This window comes from Streptomyces longwoodensis, from assembly GCF_001514125.1.
Classification (GTDB): domain Bacteria; phylum Actinomycetota; class Actinomycetes; order Streptomycetales; family Streptomycetaceae; genus Streptomyces; species Streptomyces longwoodensis.
Window position 1 is genome coordinate 778,699 of the sequence record NZ_KQ948550.1, and the last position, 20,479, is coordinate 799,177.

Genomic DNA, 20,479 nt, shown 5'->3' on the forward strand with positions numbered 1-20,479 from the left:
TTCACAGCACCCGTACGGGTACCCGGCAGGGACGCGTCAGGGCTTGCGCGCCACGCCCGCGTACACGGGCACGATGCCCTCCGCCTGGATCGCGACGTCCACCGGCTCCGGGCGCCAGCCCGACACCGGGATCACCCCCGGGCCGAGCAGTTCCAGACCCGCGAAGAACCGGGAGAACTCGCTCAGGGAGCGCGGGTGGAACGGGGTCCCGGACCGGCGGAAGCTGTCCGCGGCCTTCTCGATGGCCTCCGGGCTCAGATCGGGGGTGACCTGGGAAAGGATCAGGTAGCTGCCGGGGGCGAGCGCGTCCACGTAGCGGGCGAGCAGCCCGTACACGTCGTCCCCCTCCGGGTCGTCCCCCAGGTAGTGGGTCAGGGCCACCAGGGACAGCGCGACCGGACGGTCCAGGTCCAGCGCGTCGGCGGCCCGCGACAGCAGCGTGTCGACGTCCCGGACGTCGGCGTGCACGTACTGGGTGGACCCCTCCGGGGTGCCCCGCAGCAGGGCCTCGGCGTGGCGCAGCACGATCGGGTCGTTGTCCGCGTACACGACCGTCGCCTCGGGCGTCACGGACTGGGCCACCTGGTGCAGGTTCGGCTCGGTGGGGATGCCCGTGCCGATGTCGAGGAACTGGCGGATCCCGGCCTCAGCGACGGTGCGCACCGCGCGCTGCATGAAGCGCCGGTTGGCGCGCGCCCCGCGCAGCACCGTGCCGTCGACGGCGAGGATGCGGCGGGCCAGCTCCTCGTCCACGGGGTAGTTGTCCTTGCCGCCGAGCCACCAGTCGTACACCCGGGCCGGGTGCGGTCGGCTGGTGTCGACGGCCGGCTGCGCGGCGTCGGTTCCGGACATGTGCGGTTCACTCCCTGGGGTCGGCCGGACCGGCCCGGTCGGCTGGTCCGGCGGGGTCGGCCGGCGTCGGGTGGTTGCCGGGGCGGTGTCAGAAGTTCGCGCGGACCTTGCGCAGCACGTCCTTGGTGCGCTGCGCCGACGCGGCGTGGGTGGTCATGTGGTCGAGGACCTCCAGGTGCGCGGAGACCTCCTTGCGCGAGTCCAGGTACAGCGCGCCCGTCAGGTACTCGGTCACCACCATGTCGGGCAGTTCGGGCTCGGCGAAGCGGAACAGGGAGAACGGCGCGGACGTCCCCGGATGCGGTCCGTCGTCGAACTCGGCGATCTGCAGCGTGATCCGGTCCCGCTCGGTGAACTCCAGCAGCCGGTCCAGCTGGTCGCGCATCACCGTGGGGTCGATGCTCACCGGGCGGCGCAGCACCGTCTCGTCCATCACCACCCACAGGTGCGGCGGGGAGGGCCCGTCCAGCAGCCGCTGGCGCTCCATGCGCAGCGTCACGTGCCGTTCGATGGCCTCGGGGGAGGTCTGCCCGATCGTCCCCGCCTCCAGGACGGCCCGCGCGTACGCCGGGGTCTGCAGCAGCCCGGGCACGAAGTGCGGCTCGTAGGAGCGGATCAGCCGGGCCGCGCCCTCCAGGCTCACGTACAGGCTGAACCAGTCCGGCAGCACGTCGTGGAAGCGCTGCCACCAGCCCGGCCGGTTGGCCTCCTCGACGAGCTCCACGAAGGTGGCGACCTCGTCCTCGGACACGCCGTACGTCTCCAGCAGCACCTGCACGTACGGGACCTTCAGCGCGACGTCGGCCGTCTCCATGCGGCGCACCGTCGCGGGCGCCACGCGCAGCGCCGCCGCCGCTTCCTCGCGGCCCAGGCCGGCCGCCTCGCGCAACTCCTGGAGTCGCCTGCCCAGGACCACCTGACCCACGGTGGGTGCGGGCCGCCGTTCACTCACGCCACGTCTCCCCTACGTGTCGAGACACGCGAGCAGTGTGTCATGTTCCCCTGGCAGTCTCACAGGGCCGCAGGACGGCCGCCGGAACGCGTCGTTCTCTGACATGACGTCAGATCCCGAGCGAGTGCAGGTACTTCACCGTGGCCGGGTCGGCCGGCAGGAACGTCTCGATGGCCAGCTCGGCGACGGTGACGTCCATGGGTGTGTTGAACGTGGAGATCGACGACACGAACGACAGCGTCCGGCCGCCGTGCTCGATCACCATCGGCAGCGCGAAGTACGCGACCGGCTCGTCCGGTTCCTCGCCCGGCCGGGGCTCCGGCACCGGGTAGGCCGCCACCTCCTCGTACAGCGCCCGCAGTTCGGGGGAGCGGTGCAGCGCGATCTGCCGCTCCATCTGGTGCAGCAGGTGCCCGCGCCAGGCCCGCAGGTTGCGGATGCGCGGCGCGAGGCCCTCGGGGTGCAGCGTCAGGCGCATCGCGTTGAGCGGGGGCCGCAGCAGGGACTCGGGCACGCCCTCCAGCAGCAGGGTGATGCCCCGGTTGGCGGCCTGCACGTCGTACAGCCGGTCGACGACCAGCGCCGGGTACGGCTCGTAGCCCCGGATCAGCCGCTCCATGCCCTCGCGCAGCGCGTCCAGCGCCGGGTCGTCCAGGGGGGTCTGCGGGTAGTGCGGGGCGTAACCCGCCGCCAGCAGCAGGGCGTTGCGCTCGCGGACCGGCACGTCCAGGTGCTCGGCCAGCCGCAGCACCATCTCCTCGCTGGGCCGGGAGCGGCCGGTCTCCACGAAGCTGATGTGCCGGGCCGACGAGTCCGCCCGCAGCGCCAACTCCAGCTGGCTGAGCCGCCGCCGCTCCCGCCAGGCCCGCAGCAGCGGGCCCACGCCCTGCTCGGCCGGGGCCGGCCCGGGCGGGGCGGCGAGCGCGGGGACACGGGCGGCGGAGCGGGCGGAGCCGGGGGCCGGGGTGCCGGGGGCGGTCGAGCCGGTCGCGACGGTGGTCATGGGGACGACGGTAGTCCGTGGCCCGCGCCGGTGCGGCCCGCCGCACCTGCGCAGCTCCCCTCGACTCCGCCCGACTGGGCTCCCGGAACGACCAGGTCCGTGGCGTCCCGCCTGTGGCACGCTGGGACGGTACGCGACACCCGGGAAGGGAGCCTGTCCATGGCCGTCGAACCGCTGTCCGAGAAGGAGACCGAGGACCGGCTCGCCGAGCTGCCCGGCTGGTCCGTCGACGGCGGCCGGCTCACCCGCACGTACCGCCTCGGCTCCCACTTCGCCGCCACGGCCCTGGTCGTCCACGTCGCGCAGGTGCAGGACGCACTCGACCACCACTCCGACCTGACCCTCGGCTACGACACCGTGACCCTCGCCGTGCACACCCACAGCGCCGGGGGCGCCCTGACGGAACGGGACTTCGAGCTGGCCCGCCGGGTCGCCGCCCTGGCCCCCGGCCACGGCGCGGAGTGACCCGGCGGACCGGCGCCGGACGGGGGGAGAGCCAGAGTGCTCGACTACGACGAGGAGGCCGCGGCCTACGACGGCCTGCGCGGCGGTGAGCCCCGGGCCGAGGCGGCCGCCGCGGCGGTATTGGACCTGGTGCCGCACGACGCGCGCCGCCTGCTGGACCTCGCCTGCGGCACCGGCATCGTCACCCGCAGGCTCGCGGCCGCCCGGCCCGGCACCCGGGTCACCGGCGTCGACCTCTCGCCCGCGATGGCGCGCAGGGCCGCCGCCCGGCTGCCGGACGCGGTCGTGGTCGCCGACAGCCGCCGGCTGCCCTTCCCGGACGGCACGTTCGACGCGGTCAGCAGCGTCTGGCTGCTGCACCTGTTCGACGACGGCCACGACGTGCGGCGCGTGGTCGCCGAGTGCGCCCGCGTGCTGCGCCCCGGCGGCGTCTGGGTCACCACCGTCGACAAGGGCGCCGCGCACAACGTGGGGAGCGACATCGATGTCGTCCTGGCCGACCGGCCGGCCCGGGAGGCGACCGACGCGGCCGCGCTCGTCGAGGCGTACGGCGCGGAGAGCGGCCTGCGCCCGGCGGGGCGGGCCCGATTCACCGGCCGGGGCCAGGGCCGCAGCCCCCGGCGGGCCCTCGCCGACCTGCGGCGCGGCTGGTTCGTGACGCTGCCGCCCGGCCACCCCCTGGCCGACGGCTTCGCCGCGCGCCTCGCGGCCCTGCCCGACCAGGACCGGCCCCGGCCGGACCCGGTTTTCACGGTCCGGGCGTTCCGGAAGCCGGCCGCGGGGTCCGCCGGGGTCGTGGGGTCCGAGGAGCCCGCGGGCCCGACCGGGCCGGCTACCGGGTGAACTCCATGATCCAGTTGGTCACCCAGGTCGTGCCCCCGTCCAGCGAGAACGCCTGCTCCCAGCGGGCCGTGGTGGGGGAGGTGCCCGACCACACGTACCGGACGCGCACGTCCTCGCCGTCGTGGACGTCCGCGCCGTGGAACTCGCCTCGTCCGTCCTCGAACCGTCCCGTGACGGGCGGGTAGAGCAGGCCGGTGCCGCTGGACGCCCAGTACAGCGACCACTGCCGGGCCGCCGGGTCGAACAGCCGCAGGGTCGCGCCCCGCCGGCCGAGGTGCGGCATGTCGATCTCGTCGATGTTCGCCGCCCCGTCGAACAGCGGCCGGCACCGGGTCGTGCCCTGGAACTCCTCCCAGGCGCTGTCCGGGTCGAGGAAGTCGGTGCGGCGGCGGTTGCGGACCCGCCAGTCGCCGTGGAGGAAGTCGAAGTCGTGCGGGCCGCTCACGCGCGGTCTCCCGTCGTGCCCTCGGGCAGGCTGTCGACGAGGTAGGCGTCCAGGTCGGGGGTGTCGGGGGCGAGCAGATGACGCACCCAGGCGTCGCGCTCGTGCTGGATCGGCGGCAGCTCCCACACGCAGCCGATCCAGGGGCGCTCCACGGGAACGAAGTGGGTGGGGTCGCGGTCGGGGCAGCCGAGCACCGGCTGGCCGGCCGCCGCACCCCGGAAGTGCAGGACGTTGTCCCAGACCCAGCTGTAGACGTTCAGGTAGGCGCCGTCGTCGCCCCCGCGGTGCAGCACGACGAACGTCGCCGGCGGGGTGCCGTCCGGCTCCGGGAGGAGGGTCGGCAGGACGGCGTGGGCGGCGTCCTGCACCTCGGGTGCGATCCCCGACGGATCGGCGGTGACGTGGTAGCGCTTGATGTGCCGCCCGGCCACCTCGATCGGCGGTGGCACGGTCAGCAGTTTCTCCGTGAAGGCCATGACCGCGACGCTAGGGCGCCTTCCCTGACATCCTGTGTCAGTGAAGTCCAGTCGGCTCGTCTCGATCCTCCTGCTGCTCCAGACCCGGGGCCGAATGACCGCCGCCCAGCTCGCCGAGGAGCTGGAGGTCTCGGTGCGCACCGTGTACCGGGACGTCGAGGCGCTGGGCGCCGCCGGGGTCCCGCTGTACGGCGACGCGGGCCACGCCGGCGGCTACCGGCTGCTCGACGGCTACCGCACCCGGCTGACCGGACTGACCGCCGACGAGGCCGAGGCGCTGTTCCTGTCCGGCGCGCCCGGCCCCGCCGCCCAGCTGGGCCTCGGCCCGGTCCTGGCCGCGGCGCAGCTCAAGGTGCGCGCCGCGCTGCCGTCCGCGCTGCGCGTCCACGCCGACCGGATCAGCGGCCGCTTCCACCTGGACGCGCCCGGCTGGTACACCGACGCCGACCCGATCCCCCACCTGCCCGCCGTCGCCGACGCCGTCTGGAACGGCCGCGTCCTGCACGTCACCTACCGGCGCTGGCGCGAGCCCACTGACGTGCGGCGGCGGTGGGAGCCGTACGGGCTGGTGCTCAAGGCGGGCCGCTGGTACGTCGTGGCCGGACCGGGACCGCGCACCTACCGCGTCGACCAGATCCTCGAACTCGCCGTCGGCGACGAGGAGTTCGCCCGGCCCGAGGCCTTCGACCTGGCCGCCTGGTGGGCGGGGTACCAACGGGACTTCCACGACCGGCTGTACCGGTCCCGCGCCCGGGTCAGGATCGCCCCCGGGGTCCGGCTGACCGGCCCCGCGGACGCCGCGGTCCGCGCCCACGGGCGGACGGACGCCGACGGCTGGACCGTCGCCGAGGTGCCCGTCGAGTCGCTGGACCACGCCCACGGCGAGTTCCTGCGCCTGGGCGCGGACGTCGAGGTCCTCGACCCGCCGGAACTGCGCGAGCGGATCGCCCGCACGGCGACGGAACTGGCCCGCCGCTACGGCGAGCCGTAGGAGCGCCGAAGGGCGCGGGCCACAGTGGCACGCGCCCTCCCCCCGTCGGGGCGTCCCGGTGGTCAGCCGGTCGTGCAGGTGCGGCCGCCCAGCGTGAACGCCGTCGGTCTCGTGTTGGTCCCCGACCAGCTGCCCGTGAAGCCGAAGCCGACCGACGCGCCGGCCGCCACGTCGGCGTTCCAGCCGACGTTCTTCACGGTCACCGCCGCACCCGTCTGGGTGTGCTCGGCGTTCCACGCCTGGGAGACCTTCTGGCCGTCCGCGAAGGTCCAGCCCAGCGACCAGCCGGACCAGGCACCCGTCCCGGAGTTGGTCAGCTGCACGTCGGCCTGGAAGCCGCCCGACCACTGGTTGGTGACCTTGTACGTCACCGTGCAGGCACCCGTCGGGGTGGGCGTCGGGTCCGTGCCGCCGCCCCCGTCGGAGCCGCCCCCGGTGTCGGAGGTGTCGCCGTAGACGATGCCGCGGCCGTTGGTCGCGACGTACACCCGGCCGTAGACCCGCGGGTCGCCGGTGATGGCCCCGCCGGTCCAGCCCCACTGGTGGGCGTCGTCGTTGACGCGGGTCCAGCTCGCGCCCTTGTCGGTCGAGCGGAAGATGCCCCGCACCCCGCCGATCTTCGCGCTGGTGAACAGGGTCTGGTACGAGGCGCCCGGTGCCGCCTTGCCGAAGCCGATCGTGTCGGCCTGCTCGACCCCGGACTGCCGGGTGAAGGTGGCGCCGGAGTCCGTGGAGTGCCACAGCCCGTACGCCCCGTCGCTCGCGCCGCCCGCCAGCCAGACGTCGCCCTTGATGCCGGGCAGCGCCTTGAAGCGGACGCTGTCACCGCTCGGCAGCCCGGTCGCCGCGGACGCGGTGAACGTCGCGCCGCCGTCGGAACTGACATAGAACTTGCCGGACTTGAAGCCGTAGAAGGTCTTCGGGTCGGCGCGGTCCGACTCCACTACCGCGCCCGCCGGGATGCCGCTCGACGCCGACCAGGACGAGCCGAAGCCCGTCGTGTACTGCACGCCGGTGCCCTGCGGGCTCCACACGAACCGGCTCCCGTCGGCCGCCGCGGCCACCGTGCCGCCGCCGCTCACGCCCGACGGGTCGGTGCCGGCGAACCAGTGGGCGCCGTTGTCCGAGGAGAACGCCACGTGCGGGCCCGCGTCCTGGTCGCCGACCCGGACCACCGTGTTCGGGTCCTTCTCGGCGTAGTCCAGGCTGGTGGTCGTGGTGAAGTTCGGCGAGGTGTACATCATCGCGGGGACCTTGGCCAGGTCCGTGTGCCGGAACCCGCCGACGTCACCGAGCGCGCTGAGCAGCGGGGCGCCCGACGGGGGCGAGGCGAGGTCGTTGACCGCGGTCTCCTCCAGGCCCTGCACCATGGGCCGGACGGTGAACTTGGCCCCGCTGTCCCACTTCGTGAGGTCCTCGGTGCCGTAGATCGTCGCGCCCGTGCCGTACATCATGCGGTCGGAGTTGAACGGGTCGATCTCCAACGACTCGGTCATCCAGCCGAGTTTGGGTGTCTGCTCGGGCGGGGACGGGTTGGCACCCCAGGTGAGCCAGGGCACCGAGGAGACGTCCATGGTGTAGCGGTTGTCGCGGGCGGGGTAGGAGGAGTAGTCCCACGCCTTCGTCCAGGTGCCGCCGCTGTTCGTCGAGCGGAAGATCTGGGTGTCCGGCCACCAGGAGCTGTACGCGGTCGCCATCACCGTGCCCGGGTGCTGCCGGTCCACCGTCAGCCCGCTGAAGCCGTAGGAGGTGTCGGCCTCGGCCACCGGGCTGATGTCGGTCCAGGTGCCGGTCGCCGTCGCGTACCGGTACAGCCGGCCCTTGCCGCCGTCGTAGGGGCCGCCCTTGTCGCTGTAGGCGACGTACAGGTAGCCGTTGACGGCGTCCAGCACGCCCTTGTGCGCCAGGTGTCCCGTCGGCTGCCCGGCAAGGCGCTGCCAGGTGGCGCCCGCGTCCGTCGAGCGGTAGACCGCGTTGCCCTGGTCGGCGACCCCGACGTAGATCGTCTTCGTGGCGGTGCCGGCGGTGCCGGTCGACTCGTCGAAGGTGACCCAGACGATGCCCTGGTTGTCCGAGGCGTAGCCGCTGGTGTCGCTCGGATCCTGCACGTACGTACCGACGTTGGGGAAGTTCGTCACCTGCGACCAGGTGACGCCCGCGTCCGTCGACCGCCACAGGCCCTTGCCGCTCGGCGCGCCCAGGTACAGCACGCTGTCCTTGTGCGGGTCGACGGCGAGGCGCTCGCCCATGCCCCGGCCCGGCATGTTGCCGCCCAGCTTGAACGGCAGGTCGGTCTTCCGCCAGCTCGCGCCCCGGTCGGCGGAGCGCAGTACCGCCCCGTTGGTGGGGTCCCAGCCGTTGGTGTACGTGCCGACCGCCGCGAACACCTTGTCGGGGTCGACGGGGTCCGAGGCGAGGCTCACCACGCCCGTGTGGCCCCACTCGGTCCAGCCGACCGAGTCCAGCAGCGGGGTCCAGGTCCTGCTCGACTCCTGCCACCGGTAGGCGCCGCCGATGTCGGTGCGGGCGTAGGCGAGGTTCTTCTCCTTGCGGTTGAACACGATGCCGGGGACGAAACCGCCGCCGTCGATACGGGCGTTGCGCCAGGTGTACGACTCGGCGGCGAGCGGCGCCGGCGCCGCGGGGGCGTCGGCGGTGGCGAGTGCGGGCGGGGTGCCCGCGAGCAGGCCGGCGGCGAGCGCCAGCACGGCCGTGAGGATGCGGGTTCTTCGCACGGTGGGGTCCTTCTTCGTGAACCGGGGGGGAGGGAAGGGTGCGCGCATGCGGAAGAGGGAGGAACTGGGGGAGAGGGGGTCGGCCCGGGGCCGGGCGTGACGACCGGGCGGTCCCCACAGCGGGAGGGGACCGCCCGGCGCCCCACGCGGAGCGGGAGCGGGGCCTACTCGAGGAGCTCCGCGTACGAGCCCATGGCGAGGGCGATGTCCGCCTGGGCCCAGAACCGGTGGTACGTGAACACGGGCGCGGCACCGCCCGCGAGGTAACTCTCGATCTTCGACCAGGCCGGGTCGTTCTTGTAGAAGGACCGCAGCGAGGCGAAGGTCGAGGAGGAGCTGATCGCGTCACCGTTGGGCATGGTGCCCGTCCAGCCGCTCGGGACGTACACGGCGTCGTCGAAGCGGTTGTAGTCGGTGCGCGTCTCCGGGACCGCGATGCCGAGGGCGTCCTGGTTGTTCTTCCACATGCCGTCCAGGAGCGCCTTCGCCGTGGTCTTCGCCTCCGTGTCACCGGACTTGGCGGCGTAGTACGTCAGCGTCTTGGCGTACGCGGCGGCCACGCCGACGTCGTTGGTGTAGTCCGCGACGGTGACGTGCAGCGAGCTGTTGGCACCGGGGGTGGTGGCGTTCCAGGTGTCGGGCTGGCCCGACCACTCGAGCGTGGAGGGGATCAGGAAGCTGCCGTCCGGGTTGACCGTGGTCTTGGACAGCGCCCAGTCGACCCACTTGTCGAGGACCGACTTCGCCAGGGCGTTCCCGGTCTGCTGGTAGTACTCGGCCACCCGCTCCATCGACCACGCCTGGAAGCCGAACCACTGGTTGGACGGCGGGTCGTGGTAGACGGGCGCCGGGTCGTAGTACATGCCGTAGAAGGTCGACGTGCCCGCCGGAGGCGTGGCGTACCGGCCCGCCCAGCTGTTGGTGGCGCCGCCCGCGATGCCGCCCTCGTTGGACTGCAGCCAGCGGTAGAACTCCAGCTGGCGCTGGAGCGACTTGGCCCAGTCCGCCTGGCCCGTCGACGACTTGGGCTTGAGATCGGCGTTGTTGCTGAGGGCGTAGGCGGCCAGCGGGTTCTGGTAGCCGCCGTGGGTGTGGCTGGAGCCGATGCGCCAGGCCCAGCCGGCGCTGGTGTCGGTGGCACCGCCCCAGGCGTAGTACCAGGAGAGCAGGTAGTGCGAGGCGTCCTTGCCGGTGCCGGCCGGGCAGGCGGTCGGACCGACGCAGTTGCCGATCTTCTTGAAGTACTTGTCGTACATCGCGTACCGCAGGTAGTCGCCCATCTTCGCGGCCTTGGCGACCGTCGCGGAGACGTCGGACCCCTTGCCCTGCTGCTTGGCCCACAGGTCGGCCCAGTACGCGGCCTGCACCGCCCGCGCGTCGGCGTCCGGCGCGTTGGTGAACTTCCACTGCTTGGCGTAGGAGGAGTCACCGGTGAACAGGTCCAGGTAGCCGTTCTTGCCGCCGTACTTGAAGGCGTCACAGGTCGGCTGCGGCACCGTCTCCCACACCGACTCCTGCACGCCGCGCTGGAAGGTGTTGATGTACGACGGACCGGTGGCAGTCGGACCGGCCTCGCACTTGCCCGGCTCGTTGCCGTAGCCGTAGACGTTGTCGACGTCCTGCAGCCAGTGCATGCCGTAGACGTCGTCCGTGCCGTAGGCGCTCTTCAGCTCGGCGGCGATCGGGTCGGGACCCACCGACACCCCGCTGTCCAGCTTGGCCGGGTACTCGTTCGGCGTGTCCAGCTCCGGCGCGTAGGTGGCCGGCTTGGACGCGTTGTAGAAGGAGTTGGTCGGCTGGTCGGCGTGCGTCGGGATCATGTACTTCTCCATGATCCCCCAGGCGCCGTTGAACTTGGACCAGTCGCCCGTGACCTTGCCGTACATGGCCTGCAGCCACAGCAGGTAGCTGTACGCCTCCGACGTGGTCTCGTGGCCCTGGTCCGGCGCCTCGACGATCAGCGTCTCCACCGAGTGGTACGGGATGCCCTCGGGGGAGAAGTAGCCGTTCGCCGGGTTGGTGATCTTGCCGTAGAGGTCCAGGAAGCGGGCGTCGTAGGTCTTGGTCGCCGCGATCTGGGTGACCGTGACCGTCGCCTTCGCCAGGCCCGGGGCCGTCGACTCGAAGGTGGCCGCGCCGGTGCCGGAGGCGTCGGCGGCGATGGTCACCTTCTGGGCGGTGTTCCAGTTCGACGGGGTGAAGGTCAGGCTCGCCCCGCCGCTCACCGACAGGCCGGTGTTGCCGCCGGTGCGCGCCGTGGTGACCGTCACGTTCGCCGACGGCTGCGTGGAGAGCTTCACGTCATAGGTCGCCGACTTGTCCTGCTGGACAGCGAGTTGGTTGGTCGACGCCACCACGGAGGGGCCCGCGGCGACCGTGACGCCGACCGGTGTGGACTCCGCCGACGCGCCCAGGCTGTCGTACGCCTTCGCCAGCAGCGAATGACTGCCCACGGTCAACCCAGAGGCCGACAGGGTGTACGGCGCGCTGGTGTCGGTGCCCAGCAGCGTGGTGTTGTCGTAGAACTCCACCTTGCTGACGGTCGCGTTGTCCGCGGCCGCGGCGGTCGCCGCGAGCGGCACCGCGTCGCCCTGCGTGTAGACCGCGCCCGCGGTGGGGCTGGTCAGCACGGTGACCGGCGGCTGGTGCGCGCCGTTGCAGGGGGTGCCGTTGACCGAGAACGAGGCCGGGGCCGTGTTGGTGCCGCTGTAGGTGAACTGCGCACCGGTGCTGACCGCCGCGCCGGCGGCGATCGTGCCGTTGTACGAGGCGTTCTTCACCGTGATGCCGGTGCCGGACTGCGACCAGCTGCCGTTCCAGCCGTTGGAGAGCTTCTGGTTGCCGGTGTACGCGTAGGTCAGGGTCCAGCCGTTGATGGCGTCGGTGCCCCGGTTGGTGAGGGTGAGGTCCGCGGTGAAGCCGGACCCCCAGTCGTTGGTCTTGTAGTCCACGCTGCACTGGAGTGCCGCCGCCGAAGCGGGCGTGGACGCGGTGCTGAGCATGGCCAGGGGGAGCGCGAGGGCCGCCACTGCGGCGGTCCACAGGCGCCGCGTCCCGCGGCGTCTGCGTGGGGGATGCATGTGCTGGTTCCTCCTTGCGGCTCGGGAGAAGGGGGGAGGAGCGACAAGCCTTGAACCAGTGGGAGCGCTCCCATAGTGGGGATGGGGGTACGAGCGGTCAAGGTGTGCGAAGGATCGAAATGATTCGACGCCGGAAGTCGAAGCAATGTCAGTTGCTCTCTTGTTCTTTGCCGAGGCTTGCCGCTAGCTTCATGGACACCAGTGGGAGCGGTTCCATCAGTCGACGCGTCCGTCACGGCGCGCTGATCTGCAAGGAGTCGCTCATGCGACACCCCCCGCGTTCAGTACTTTTAGCCGTGGCCGGCTCGGTCGCCCTCATCGCGGGCGCCACCTGGCCGGTCGTCACGGCCCAGGGAGCAGCACCCCTCTGCACGGTGGAGTACTCCGTCACCGGACAGTGGGACGCCGGCTTCCAGGGCGCCGTACGGATCACCAACAACTCCACTGCGCTGAGCAGTTGGACACTGACCTTCGACTTCGCGAGCGGACAGAAGGTCACCCAGGGCTGGAACGCCACGTGGTCCCAGTCCGGGACGACCGTCACCGCGGTCAACGAGAGCTACAACGGCGCGCTCGGCACCGGTGCGAGCGTCAGCGCCGGGTTCCTGGCGTCGAGGTCCGGCACCAACGCCGTACCGACGGCGTTCAAGCTCAACGGCACCACCTGCAACGTGGACAGCGGCAGCACGCCCACCCCGACGGCCACCGCCACGCCCACCCCCACCCCGACCGGTCCGCCGGACGGCGGGGGCGCACCGCCCGCGCTGCACGTCGCGGGCAACCGGCTGGTGGACGCCGGCGGCACCGCACACCGGCTGCTCGGCGTGAACCGCTCCGGCGGCGAGTTCATGTGCGTGCAGGGCCGCGGCATCTGGGACGGACCCGTCGACGACGCCGCGATCGGGGCGATCGCCGGCTGGAAGGCCGACACGGTCCGCATCCCGCTGAACGAGGAGTGCTGGCTCGGCCTGTCCAATATCAAGCCCGAGTACGGCGGCGCGCACTACGTGGACGCCGTCAAGGACCTGGTGGCGCGCGTCGAGGCGCACGGCATGACGCCGGTCCTCGAACTGCACTGGACCCAGGGCCAGTACACGGGCAACTCGGCCGGCTGCACCGACGTGCACGCCACCTGCCAGAAGCCCATGCCCGACCAGCAGTACGCACCGGCCTTCTGGTCGTCGGTGGCCGGCACCTTCAAGAACGACCCGGCCGTCGTGTTCGACCTGTTCAACGAGCCCTACCCGGACCGGGCGACCGCCACGACCACCCAGGCGTGGCAGTGCTGGCGCGACGGCGGCACCTGCCCCGGCATCGGCTACGAGGTCGCCGGCATGCAGGACCTCGTCGACGCCGTACGGGCGGCCGGCGCGCGCAACGTGATCCTGGCCGGCGGGCTCGCGTACTCCAACGACCTGAGCCAGTGGCTGACCCACCGCCCCACCGACCCCACCGGCAATCTGGCCGCCGCCTACCACGTCTACAACTTCAACTCCTGTGCGAGCGAGAGCTGCTGGAACTCCACCCTCGCCCCGGTCGCGGCCCAGGTGCCGCTGGTCGCCGGGGAGATCGGGGAGAACACCTGCTCGCACGGATTCGTCGACCAGGTCATGAAGTGGTTCGACGACCACGGACTGTCGTACCTGGGCTGGACCTGGAACACCTGGGACTGCTCCTCGGGCCCGTCCCTGATCAGCGGTTACGACGGGACACCCACCGCGTACGGCACCGGGCTGCGCGATCACCTGCGCGCCCTGAACGGATGACCCCACCACCCGCACCGGAAGAAGGAAACCCGCACTCATGAGCCGTAGCAGAACAGCGATTCTCGCTGCCCTGGCGCTGGTCGCCGGGGCCTCGGGGACGGCGCTCGCCGTCGTCCCCGGAAGCTCGGGCATCGCCGCGATCCCCTGCACCGTGGACTACAAGGTGCAGAACCAGTGGGACTCCGGTTTCACGACCAATGTGACCATCACCAACAACTCGGCCGCCAAGACGAGCTGGTCGCTGAAGTGGTCGTACGCCGGGAACCAGCGAGTCACCAACGGCTGGAACGCGAAGGTCACCCAGTCCGGCACGGCCGTCACCGCCGCCAACGAGAGCTACAACGGCGCGCTGGCGACGGGCGGTTCGGTCAGCTTCGGGTTCCAGGGCTCCTACAGCGGCAGCAACGCGCTGCCCACGGCGTTCACCCTGGACGGGGTCGCCTGCAACGTCGACAACGGCTCCGGCACCCCGACCGACCCGGGCACGCCCACCGACCCCGGCACCCCCACCGACCCGGGCACCCCGACCGACCCCGGCACCCCGTCCGGCAAGGTCGACAACCCCTTCGTGGGCGCCAAGGGCTACGTGAACCCCGAGTGGTCGGCCCACGCCGCCGCCGAGCCGGGCGGCAGCAAGGTCGCCAACCAGTCCACCGCGGTCTGGCTGGACCGGATCGCCGCCATCAACGGCGTCAACGGTGGCATGGGCCTGCGCGCCCACCTCGACGAGGCCGTGAAGCAGAAGGGCTCCGGCCAGCTCGTCATCCAGCTGGTCATCTACGACCTGCCCGGACGTGACTGCGCGGCCCTCGCCTCCAACGGCGAGCTCGGCCCGACCGAGATCGACAAGTACAAGTCGCAGTACATCGACCCGATCGCGTCGATCCTGTCCGACTCCAAGTACGCGGGCCTGCGCATCGCCACCGTCATCGAGCCGGACTCCCTGCCCAACCTGGTCACCAACGCCGGCGGCACCGCGGGCAGCACCGACGCCTGCGCCACCATGAAGGCCAACGGCAACTACGAGAAGGGCGTGAGCTACGCCCTCGACAAGCTGGGCGCCATCTCCAACGTCTACAACTACATCGACGCCGGCCACCACGCCTGGCTGGGCTGGGACAGCAACTTCGACCCGACCGTCCAGGAGTTCTACAAGGTCGCGACCACCAACGGCGCGAGCGTGAACGACGTCACCGGCTTCATCGTCAACACGGCCAACTACGGTGCCACCACGGAGCCGTACGTCAAGATCACCGACTCGGTGAACGGGCAGACCGTGCGCCAGTCCAAGTGGATCGACTGGAACTGGTACGTGGACGAGCAGTCCTTCGCGCAGGCGCTGCGCACCAAGCTCGTCTCGGTCGGCTTCAACTCCGGCCTGGGCATGCTGGTCGACACCTCCCGCAACGGCTGGGGCGGCTCGGCGCGGCCCACCGCCGCCGGTCCGACGACCTCGGTCGACGCCTACGTCGACGGCGGCCGCATCGACCGGCGCATCCACGCCGGCAACTGGTGCAACCAGAGCGGCGCGGGTCTCGGTGAGCGGCCGAGGTCGGCTCCGGCCACCGGCATCGACGCCTACGTCTGGGTGAAGCCCCCGGGGGAGTCGGACGGTGCCAGCTCGGCCATCGCGAACGACGAGGGCAAGGGCTTCGACCGGATGTGCGACCCGACGTACGGCGGCAACGCCCGCAACGGCAACAACCCCAGCGGGGCGCTGCCGAACTCGCCGCTGGCCGGCAAGTGGTTCTCCGCCCAGTTCCAGCAGCTGCTGCAGAACGCCTACCCGGCCGTGTCCTGACCCGGGGGACCGGCCGGCCCGCCGTGCGCGGTCCGGCCGGTCCGCCGGACGCGCCGGTCCGGACCACCGGGCCGGCGCGCCCGGCGCACTGAACCCGCGATCCGCCGGGGTGTCACCCGACGCCCCGCCACGAGCCCCGGCGGATCGCGCCTTCCGTGTTCCCGTGTTCCGTGTTCCTCCGCAGTCCCGTTTTTGCCGTCGCGGCAACAGCGGTGGCCCCCGCCCGGTGCGTCGGCGCACTCTGTCGGCACACCGGAGGAGAGGCTGACCACCATGGCGCAGGAACACAACGATCAGCAGGCAGGGCACCACGGCCACGGCCACGGCCACGCGCACGGCCACGGTCATGGCCACGGCACGGACATCGACTGGGCCGAGATGGCGCACCACCTGGAGTCCCAGGCCGAGCTCTTCACCCCCCTGTACGAGCGGGCGCTGGCCTGGCTGGGCAAGGAGGTGACCGAGCCGGGGCTGATCGTGGACGTGGGCAGCGGTCCCGGTGTGGTGTCGTGCCTGTTCGCCGAGATGTTCCCCGGCGCCCGGGTGGTCGCGGCCGACGGCTCCGAGCCCCTGCTCCAGCGGGCCCGCGAGCGGGCCGAGCGGCTGGGGTACGGCGACCGCTTCGGCACCCTGCCCGGAGAACTCCCCGAAGCCCTGAAGGAGCTGGACTACCCCGCCGACCTGATGTGGGCCGGCCGCAGCCTGCACCACCTGGGCGACCAGCGGGCCGCCCTCGCCGCCTTCGCCGAACGCCTCGCGCCCGGCGGCACCCTGGCGATCATGGAGGGCGGTCTGCCGCCCCGCTTCCTGCCCCGTGACCTCGGCTTCGGCCGCCCCGGCATCGAGGCGCGCCTGGACGCACTGGAGACCGAGTGGTTCGCGCGGATGCGGGCCGAACTGCCGGACACCGTCGCCGAGACCGAGGACTGGGCCGCGCTGCTCACCTCCGCCGGACTGAGGCACCCCCGCAGCCGCAGCTTCCTCCTCGACCTGCCGGCCCCCGCCCCGGACCGGGCCCGCGCCTACGTCGCCGCCTCCCTGGGCCGGCTGCGCGACACCCTCGGCGAGGACATGGACGCCGAGGACCGCGCGACCCTCGACCGGCTGCTCGACCCGGAGGACGAGGCGAGCGTGCACCGGCGCCGGGACGTCTTCGTCCTGGCGGCCCACACCGTGCACACGGCGGTCCGCCCCCAGTAGGGGCGCACCCGCCCGTGCCTCCGCGCCTCCGCCCTTGACTTCGAGAGCGCTCGAAGTGATGGACTCCCGGTCGTCCGATGCGACGCACGGGGGAGACCGCCATGAGCAACAGCAACAGCAACAGCAACAGCAACAGCAACAGCAGCGACGGTCCGGTCGCACTGATCACCGGCGGCGGCAGCGGCATCGGCGCCGCCGTCGCCCGGCAGCTCCTCGGGGCGGGGTACCGGGTCACCGTCACCGGGCGCGGGGAGGCACGCCTGCGGGCCTTCGCGGCGGAGCTCGGCGACCCCAAGGAGCTGCTGACCGTCGTCGGCAGCGCGTCCGACCACGACCACGTGAAGGCGGCGGTCGACCGCACGCTCGACGCGTACGGCCGGCTGGACACCGTCGTCGCCAACGCCGGCACCGCCACCCACGACTCCGTCGCCACGGGTGACCCGGCCGGCTGGCGGGACATGGTGCTCACCAACGTCCTCGGGCCCGCGCTGCTGATCCGCGCCTCGGTGGAGGCGCTGAAGGAGACGCGGGGGCGCATCGTGCTGGTCGGCAGCGTGGCCGGCTTCGTGCACACCCCGGGCAACCTCTACGGCGCGACCAAGTGGGCCGTCACCGGGCTCGCCGAGAACACGCGGCGCGAGGTCACCGAGTTCGGCGTCGGCGTCACGCTGATCGCGCCCGGCCGGGTCGAGACGCCGTTCTGGGACGGCTACGGGAGCCTCCCGCCGGGCCACCTGCTGACGGCGGACCAGATCGCCGACTCGGTGGTCTGGGCGATCCGTCAGCCGGAGGGCGTCGACGTCAACACCGTGGTCGTCCGGCCCCTCGGGCAGCCGAACTGACGCGTGCCCCGGGGTGGTGCAAGCGGCGACGGGGCGCGGCCACCGCGGCCGCGCCCCGTCTGCGGATGGTCCCCGTGGGCCTCAGACGACGTCGAACGTCGCCGGGTCCGGACCCAGCCGCCGGTCCTCGTTCAGCGCGCTGATCGCCGCGAGGTCCTCGTCGTCCAGGGAGAAGCCGAACACGTCGATGTTCTCCTCGATCCGCGACGGCGTCACGGACTTCGGGATGACGACGTTGCCGAGCTGGAGGTGCCAGCGCAGCACGACCTGCGCGGGGGTGCGCCCGTGCTTGCGCGCGACGGCGACGATCGCCGGGACCTCGAGCAGGCCCTTGCCCTGGCCCAGCGGCGACCAGGCCTCCGTGGCGATGCCCCGCTCGGCGTGGAAGGCGCGGGCCGCCTCCTGCTGGAGGTGCGGGTGCAGCTCGATCTGGTTGACCGCCGGCACCACCGAGGTCTCGCCGATCAGCTGCTCCAGGTGCTCGGGGAGGAAGTTCGACACGCCGATGGCCCGTGCGCGGCCGTCGGCCTGGAGCTTCTCGAACGCCTTGTAGCTGTCCACGAAGGTCCCGCGGCGGGGCAGGGGCCAGTGGATGAGGTACAGGTCGACGTAGTCGAGGCCCAGCTTCTCCAGCGAGGTGTCGAAGGCGCGCAGCGTCGCGTCGTACCCCTGGTCGCCGTTCCAGAGCTTGGTGGTGACGAAGACGTCCTCGCGCGCCAGGCCGGACGCGGCGATGGCCCGGCCGGTGCCCTCCTCGTTGCCGTAGATCGCCGCTGTGTCGATGCTGCGGTACCCGGCCTCGAGCGCGGTCGCGACCGCCCGCTCCGCCTCGTCGTCCGCCACCTGCCAGACTCCGAAGCCCAGCTGGGGCATCTCGACGCCGTTGTTGAGGGTGATCGTGGGGACCTTGCTGCTCACGAGCTCTTGATCCTTCGGTTGTCCGTCGGGTTGTCCGTCCATGGTGAACGATCACAGGGCCGTGTGCATTCCTGACCCGACGGTCCTTTGCCGGCGAAGCCTGCGGGCTCAGGTCCGGTACAGCGCCTCGACCTCGTGGGCGTAGGCGTTCTCGATGGCCTTGCGCTTCAGCTTCAGCGACGGGGTCAGCAGGCCGTGCTCCTCGGTGAAGGGCTGCGCGAGGATGCGGAAGGTGCGGATCGACTCCGCCTGCGACACCAGCGTGTTGGCGGCGACGACCGCCCGGCGGATCTCGGTCTCCAGGTCGGCGTCGCGCACCAGCTCGGCCGGTTCCAGCCGGGGCTTGTTGCGCAGGGTGAGCCAGTGCTCGACGGCCTCCTGGTCGAGGGTGACCAGCGCGGCGACGAACGGGCGGTCGTTGCCGACGACGATGCACTGGTGGACCAGCGGGTGGTCGCGGACCCGTTCCTCCAGCGCCCCCGGCGAGACGCTCTTGCCGCCGGAGGTCACCAGGATCTCCTTCTTGCGGCCGGTGATGGTCAGGTAGCCGTCCTCGTCGAGCGCGCCGAGGTCGCCGGTGGCGAGCCAGCCGTCGTGCAGGGCCTCGTCGGTGGCCTTGGGGTTGTTCAGGTAGCCCTGGAAGAGGTTGTCACCGCGCAGCCACACCTCGCCGTCGTCCGCGATGTGCACGGTCAGGCCGGGGATGGGCTGTCCGACGGTGCCGTAGCGGGTGCGGCCGGGCGGGTTGGCGGTCGCCGCGGCCGTGGACTCCGTCAGCCCGTACCCCTCGTAGACCTGCACGCCGGCGCCCGCGAAGAACAGGCCGAGCCGGCGGTCCATCGCGGAGCCGCCCGACATCGCGTGCCGGACGCGGCCGCCCATCGCCGCGCGCACCTTGGAGTAGACGACCTTGTCGAAGAACTGGTGCTGCATCCGCAGCCCCGCCGACGGCCCCGGTCCGGTGCCCCACGCCTTCGCCTCCAGCGCCTCGGCGTGGGCGACGGCGACCTCGACGGCCTTCTCGAAGGGTCCCGCCCTGCCCTCCCGCTCGGCCTTGCGGCGCGCGGCGTTGAACACCTTCTCGAAGATGTACGGCACGGCCAGGAAGAACGTCGGCCGGAACGCGGCCAGGTCGGGCAGCAGGGCCGCCGCGTTGAGCTGCGGCTGGTGGCCGAAGCGCACCCGGCCGCGGATCGCGGCGACCTCCACCATCCGCCCGAACACGTGGGCCAGGGGCAGGAACAGCAGGGTCGCCGCCTCGTCGCCCTTCTTCGAGTGGAACACCGGCTCCCAGCGCTCGATGACCGTGTCCGCCTCGTAGATGAAGTTGCCGTGGGTCAGGACGCAGCCCTTGGGGCGGCCGGTCGTGCCCGAGGTGTAGATGACGGTGGCGACCGTGTCGGGCGTGACCGCCTCGCGGTGCCGGTGCACCACGTCGTCGTCGAGGTGGGCGCCCGCGTCGTACAGCTCCTGCACGGCGCCGGCGTCCAGCTGCCACAGCCGGCGCAGCGCCGGCAGCCGGTCGATGACCGTGGCGATGGTCATGGCGTGGTCCTCGTGCTCCACGACCGCGGCGGTGACCTCCGCGTCGTACAGCATCCAGAAGCACTGTTCCGCCGACGACGTCGGGTAGACGGGCACCACCTGGGCGCCGATGGTCCACAGCGCGAAGTCGAACAGCGTCCACTCGTAGCGGGTGCGGGCCATGATGGCGACCCGGTCGCCGAACCGGACGCCGTCGGCCAGGAGGCCCTTGGCCAGCGAGAGCACCTCGTCGCGGAACTCGGCGGCGGTCACGTCCCGCCAGCGGCCCGCCTCGTCCTTGCGGCCGAGCGCCACCCGGGCCGGGTCGTCCAGGGCGTGCTGGAAGACGACGTCGGCCAGACCGCCCACCGGCGGCGGCGACGCCAACGGCGGACTGGTGAACTCGCGCAAACCCGCTCCCCGCTCCCTAGGCGCACAGCGCCGTGAAAGCTACCCCACGGGCGGACCGGGCGGGAGGGGGTGCAAAGGCGAGCGATGCTCTCGTCCGTGCTGGTCAGGGGAGGAAAATGGGCGCACATGCGGAAGGGTCGGACACAAAACTGACGGATGAGTAAGGTTCGGTGCC

16 protein-coding genes are annotated in these 20,479 nt (G+C 72.1%); 7 read left to right on the top strand and 9 right to left on the bottom strand.

Translation table 11 applies throughout. The features are described 5' to 3' along the window. Positions 1–36: 36 nt before the first annotated feature. The 3 genes from AQJ30_RS08275 to AQJ30_RS08285 all read right to left on the bottom strand — a co-directional run bounded on the left by AQJ30_RS08275 (position 37) and on the right by AQJ30_RS08285 (position 2,807). Positions 37–852, bottom strand: a complete 816-nt coding sequence (locus AQJ30_RS08275) for an SAM-dependent methyltransferase (protein WP_067230491.1) — start codon at positions 850–852, stop codon at positions 37–39. 88 nt (positions 853–940) lie between these two features. Further along, complete coding sequence (locus AQJ30_RS08280) at positions 941–1,804, bottom strand: helix-turn-helix domain-containing protein (RefSeq protein WP_067230493.1); 864 nt, start codon at positions 1,802–1,804, stop codon at positions 941–943. Between the two features lie 109 nt (positions 1,805–1,913). Beyond that, entirely contained in the window at positions 1,914–2,807 is an 894-nt protein-coding gene (locus tag AQJ30_RS08285) for a helix-turn-helix domain-containing protein (RefSeq protein WP_079083915.1), read from the bottom strand. 159 nt (positions 2,808–2,966) lie between these two features. Here AQJ30_RS08285 and AQJ30_RS08290 point away from each other — a divergent pair, with 159 nt between their 5' ends. After that, positions 2,967–3,272: a 4a-hydroxytetrahydrobiopterin dehydratase gene (locus AQJ30_RS08290; protein ID WP_067230495.1), complete on the top strand. Its 306-nt coding sequence runs from the start codon at positions 2,967–2,969 to the stop codon at positions 3,270–3,272. Between the two features lie 36 nt (positions 3,273–3,308). Then, positions 3,309–4,115 (top strand): class I SAM-dependent methyltransferase, encoded by an 807-nt coding sequence (locus tag AQJ30_RS08295; protein WP_067230497.1) that lies wholly within the window; start codon positions 3,309–3,311, stop codon positions 4,113–4,115. On the opposite strand, the gene AQJ30_RS08300 is transcribed toward AQJ30_RS08295, so the two are convergent. Together AQJ30_RS08300 and AQJ30_RS08305 are read right to left on the bottom strand one after the other, a co-directional pair. Next, on the bottom strand, positions 4,105–4,560 hold the full coding sequence (locus AQJ30_RS08300) for a hypothetical protein (RefSeq protein WP_067230499.1): 456 nt from the start codon (positions 4,558–4,560) through the stop codon (positions 4,105–4,107). The genes AQJ30_RS08295 and AQJ30_RS08300 overlap by 11 nt on opposite strands. Continuing rightward, positions 4,557–5,036: a hypothetical protein gene (locus AQJ30_RS08305; RefSeq protein WP_067230501.1), complete on the bottom strand. Its 480-nt coding sequence runs from the start codon at positions 5,034–5,036 to the stop codon at positions 4,557–4,559. Before AQJ30_RS08305 ends, AQJ30_RS08300 begins: the two co-directional genes overlap by 4 nt. Before the next feature lie 40 nt (positions 5,037–5,076). Between AQJ30_RS08305 and AQJ30_RS08310 the strand changes: the two genes are divergently transcribed. Continuing rightward, positions 5,077–6,027, top strand: a complete 951-nt coding sequence (locus tag AQJ30_RS08310) for a helix-turn-helix transcriptional regulator (RefSeq protein ID WP_067230504.1) — start codon at positions 5,077–5,079, stop codon at positions 6,025–6,027. A 62-nt stretch (positions 6,028–6,089) separates the two neighbouring features. Here AQJ30_RS08310 and AQJ30_RS08315 read toward each other — a convergent pair whose 3' ends face one another. Both AQJ30_RS08315 and AQJ30_RS08320 read right to left on the bottom strand, forming a co-directional pair. Next, positions 6,090–8,762, bottom strand: a complete 2,673-nt coding sequence (locus AQJ30_RS08315; RefSeq protein ID WP_067230506.1) for a cellulose binding domain-containing protein — start codon at positions 8,760–8,762, stop codon at positions 6,090–6,092. A gap of 164 nt (positions 8,763–8,926) precedes the next feature. Beyond that, positions 8,927–11,842 (bottom strand): glycoside hydrolase family 48 protein, encoded by a 2,916-nt coding sequence (locus AQJ30_RS08320; RefSeq protein WP_067230508.1) that lies wholly within the window; start codon positions 11,840–11,842, stop codon positions 8,927–8,929. Positions 11,843–12,105: 263 nt separating this feature from the next. On the opposite strand from AQJ30_RS08320, the gene AQJ30_RS08325 reads away from it, so the two are divergent. From AQJ30_RS08325 to AQJ30_RS08340, 4 genes are all read left to right on the top strand, one after another. Continuing rightward, a complete protein-coding gene (locus tag AQJ30_RS08325) occupies positions 12,106–13,608 on the top strand; it encodes a cellulose binding domain-containing protein (protein WP_079083916.1) in 1,503 nt (500 codons plus the stop codon). Between the two features lie 37 nt (positions 13,609–13,645). Further along, entirely contained in the window at positions 13,646–15,409 is a 1,764-nt protein-coding gene (locus tag AQJ30_RS08330; protein ID WP_067230510.1) for a glycoside hydrolase family 6 protein, read from the top strand. A 273-nt stretch (positions 15,410–15,682) separates the two neighbouring features. Next, positions 15,683–16,609 carry a class I SAM-dependent methyltransferase gene (locus tag AQJ30_RS08335; RefSeq protein ID WP_067230512.1) on the top strand — a complete coding sequence of 309 codons (927 nt, stop codon included), beginning with the start codon at positions 15,683–15,685 and terminating at the stop codon, positions 16,607–16,609. Between the two features lie 101 nt (positions 16,610–16,710). Beyond that, positions 16,711–17,451, top strand: a complete 741-nt coding sequence (locus AQJ30_RS08340) for an SDR family oxidoreductase (protein ID WP_067230514.1) — start codon at positions 16,711–16,713, stop codon at positions 17,449–17,451. Positions 17,452–17,532: 81 nt separating this feature from the next. On the opposite strand, the gene AQJ30_RS08345 is transcribed toward AQJ30_RS08340, so the two are convergent. Together AQJ30_RS08345 and AQJ30_RS08350 are read right to left on the bottom strand one after the other, a co-directional pair. Next, positions 17,533–18,369, bottom strand: a complete 837-nt coding sequence (locus AQJ30_RS08345; protein ID WP_067230516.1) for an aldo/keto reductase — start codon at positions 18,367–18,369, stop codon at positions 17,533–17,535. A 108-nt stretch (positions 18,370–18,477) separates the two neighbouring features. Beyond that, positions 18,478–20,304 carry an AMP-dependent synthetase/ligase gene (locus tag AQJ30_RS08350; protein WP_067230519.1) on the bottom strand — a complete coding sequence of 609 codons (1,827 nt, stop codon included), beginning with the start codon at positions 20,302–20,304 and terminating at the stop codon, positions 18,478–18,480. Between the last annotated feature and the right edge of the window lie 175 nt (positions 20,305–20,479).

What these genes read in the sequence shown, in the direction of transcription:
- AQJ30_RS08290 (WP_067230495.1), top strand. Translation starts at nt 2,967, where the DNA reads ATGGCCGTCGAACCGCTGTCCGAGAAGGAGACCGAGGACCGGCTCGCC.
- AQJ30_RS08325 (WP_079083916.1), top strand. Translation starts at nt 12,106, where the DNA reads ATGCGACACCCCCCGCGTTCAGTACTTTTAGCCGTGGCCGGCTCGGTC.
- AQJ30_RS08340 (WP_067230514.1), top strand. Translation starts at nt 16,711, where the DNA reads ATGAGCAACAGCAACAGCAACAGCAACAGCAACAGCAACAGCAGCGAC.
- AQJ30_RS08320 (WP_067230508.1), bottom strand. Translation starts at nt 11,842, where the DNA reads ATGCATCCCCCACGCAGACGCCGCGGGACGCGGCGCCTGTGGACCGCC.
- AQJ30_RS08275 (WP_067230491.1), bottom strand. Translation starts at nt 852, where the DNA reads ATGTCCGGAACCGACGCCGCGCAGCCGGCCGTCGACACCAGCCGACCG.
- AQJ30_RS08335 (WP_067230512.1), top strand. Translation starts at nt 15,683, where the DNA reads ATGGCGCAGGAACACAACGATCAGCAGGCAGGGCACCACGGCCACGGC.
- AQJ30_RS08305 (WP_067230501.1), bottom strand. Translation starts at nt 5,036, where the DNA reads ATGGCCTTCACGGAGAAACTGCTGACCGTGCCACCGCCGATCGAGGTG.
- AQJ30_RS08285 (WP_079083915.1), bottom strand. Translation starts at nt 2,807, where the DNA reads ATGACCACCGTCGCGACCGGCTCGACCGCCCCCGGCACCCCGGCCCCC.
- AQJ30_RS08330 (WP_067230510.1), top strand. Translation starts at nt 13,646, where the DNA reads ATGAGCCGTAGCAGAACAGCGATTCTCGCTGCCCTGGCGCTGGTCGCC.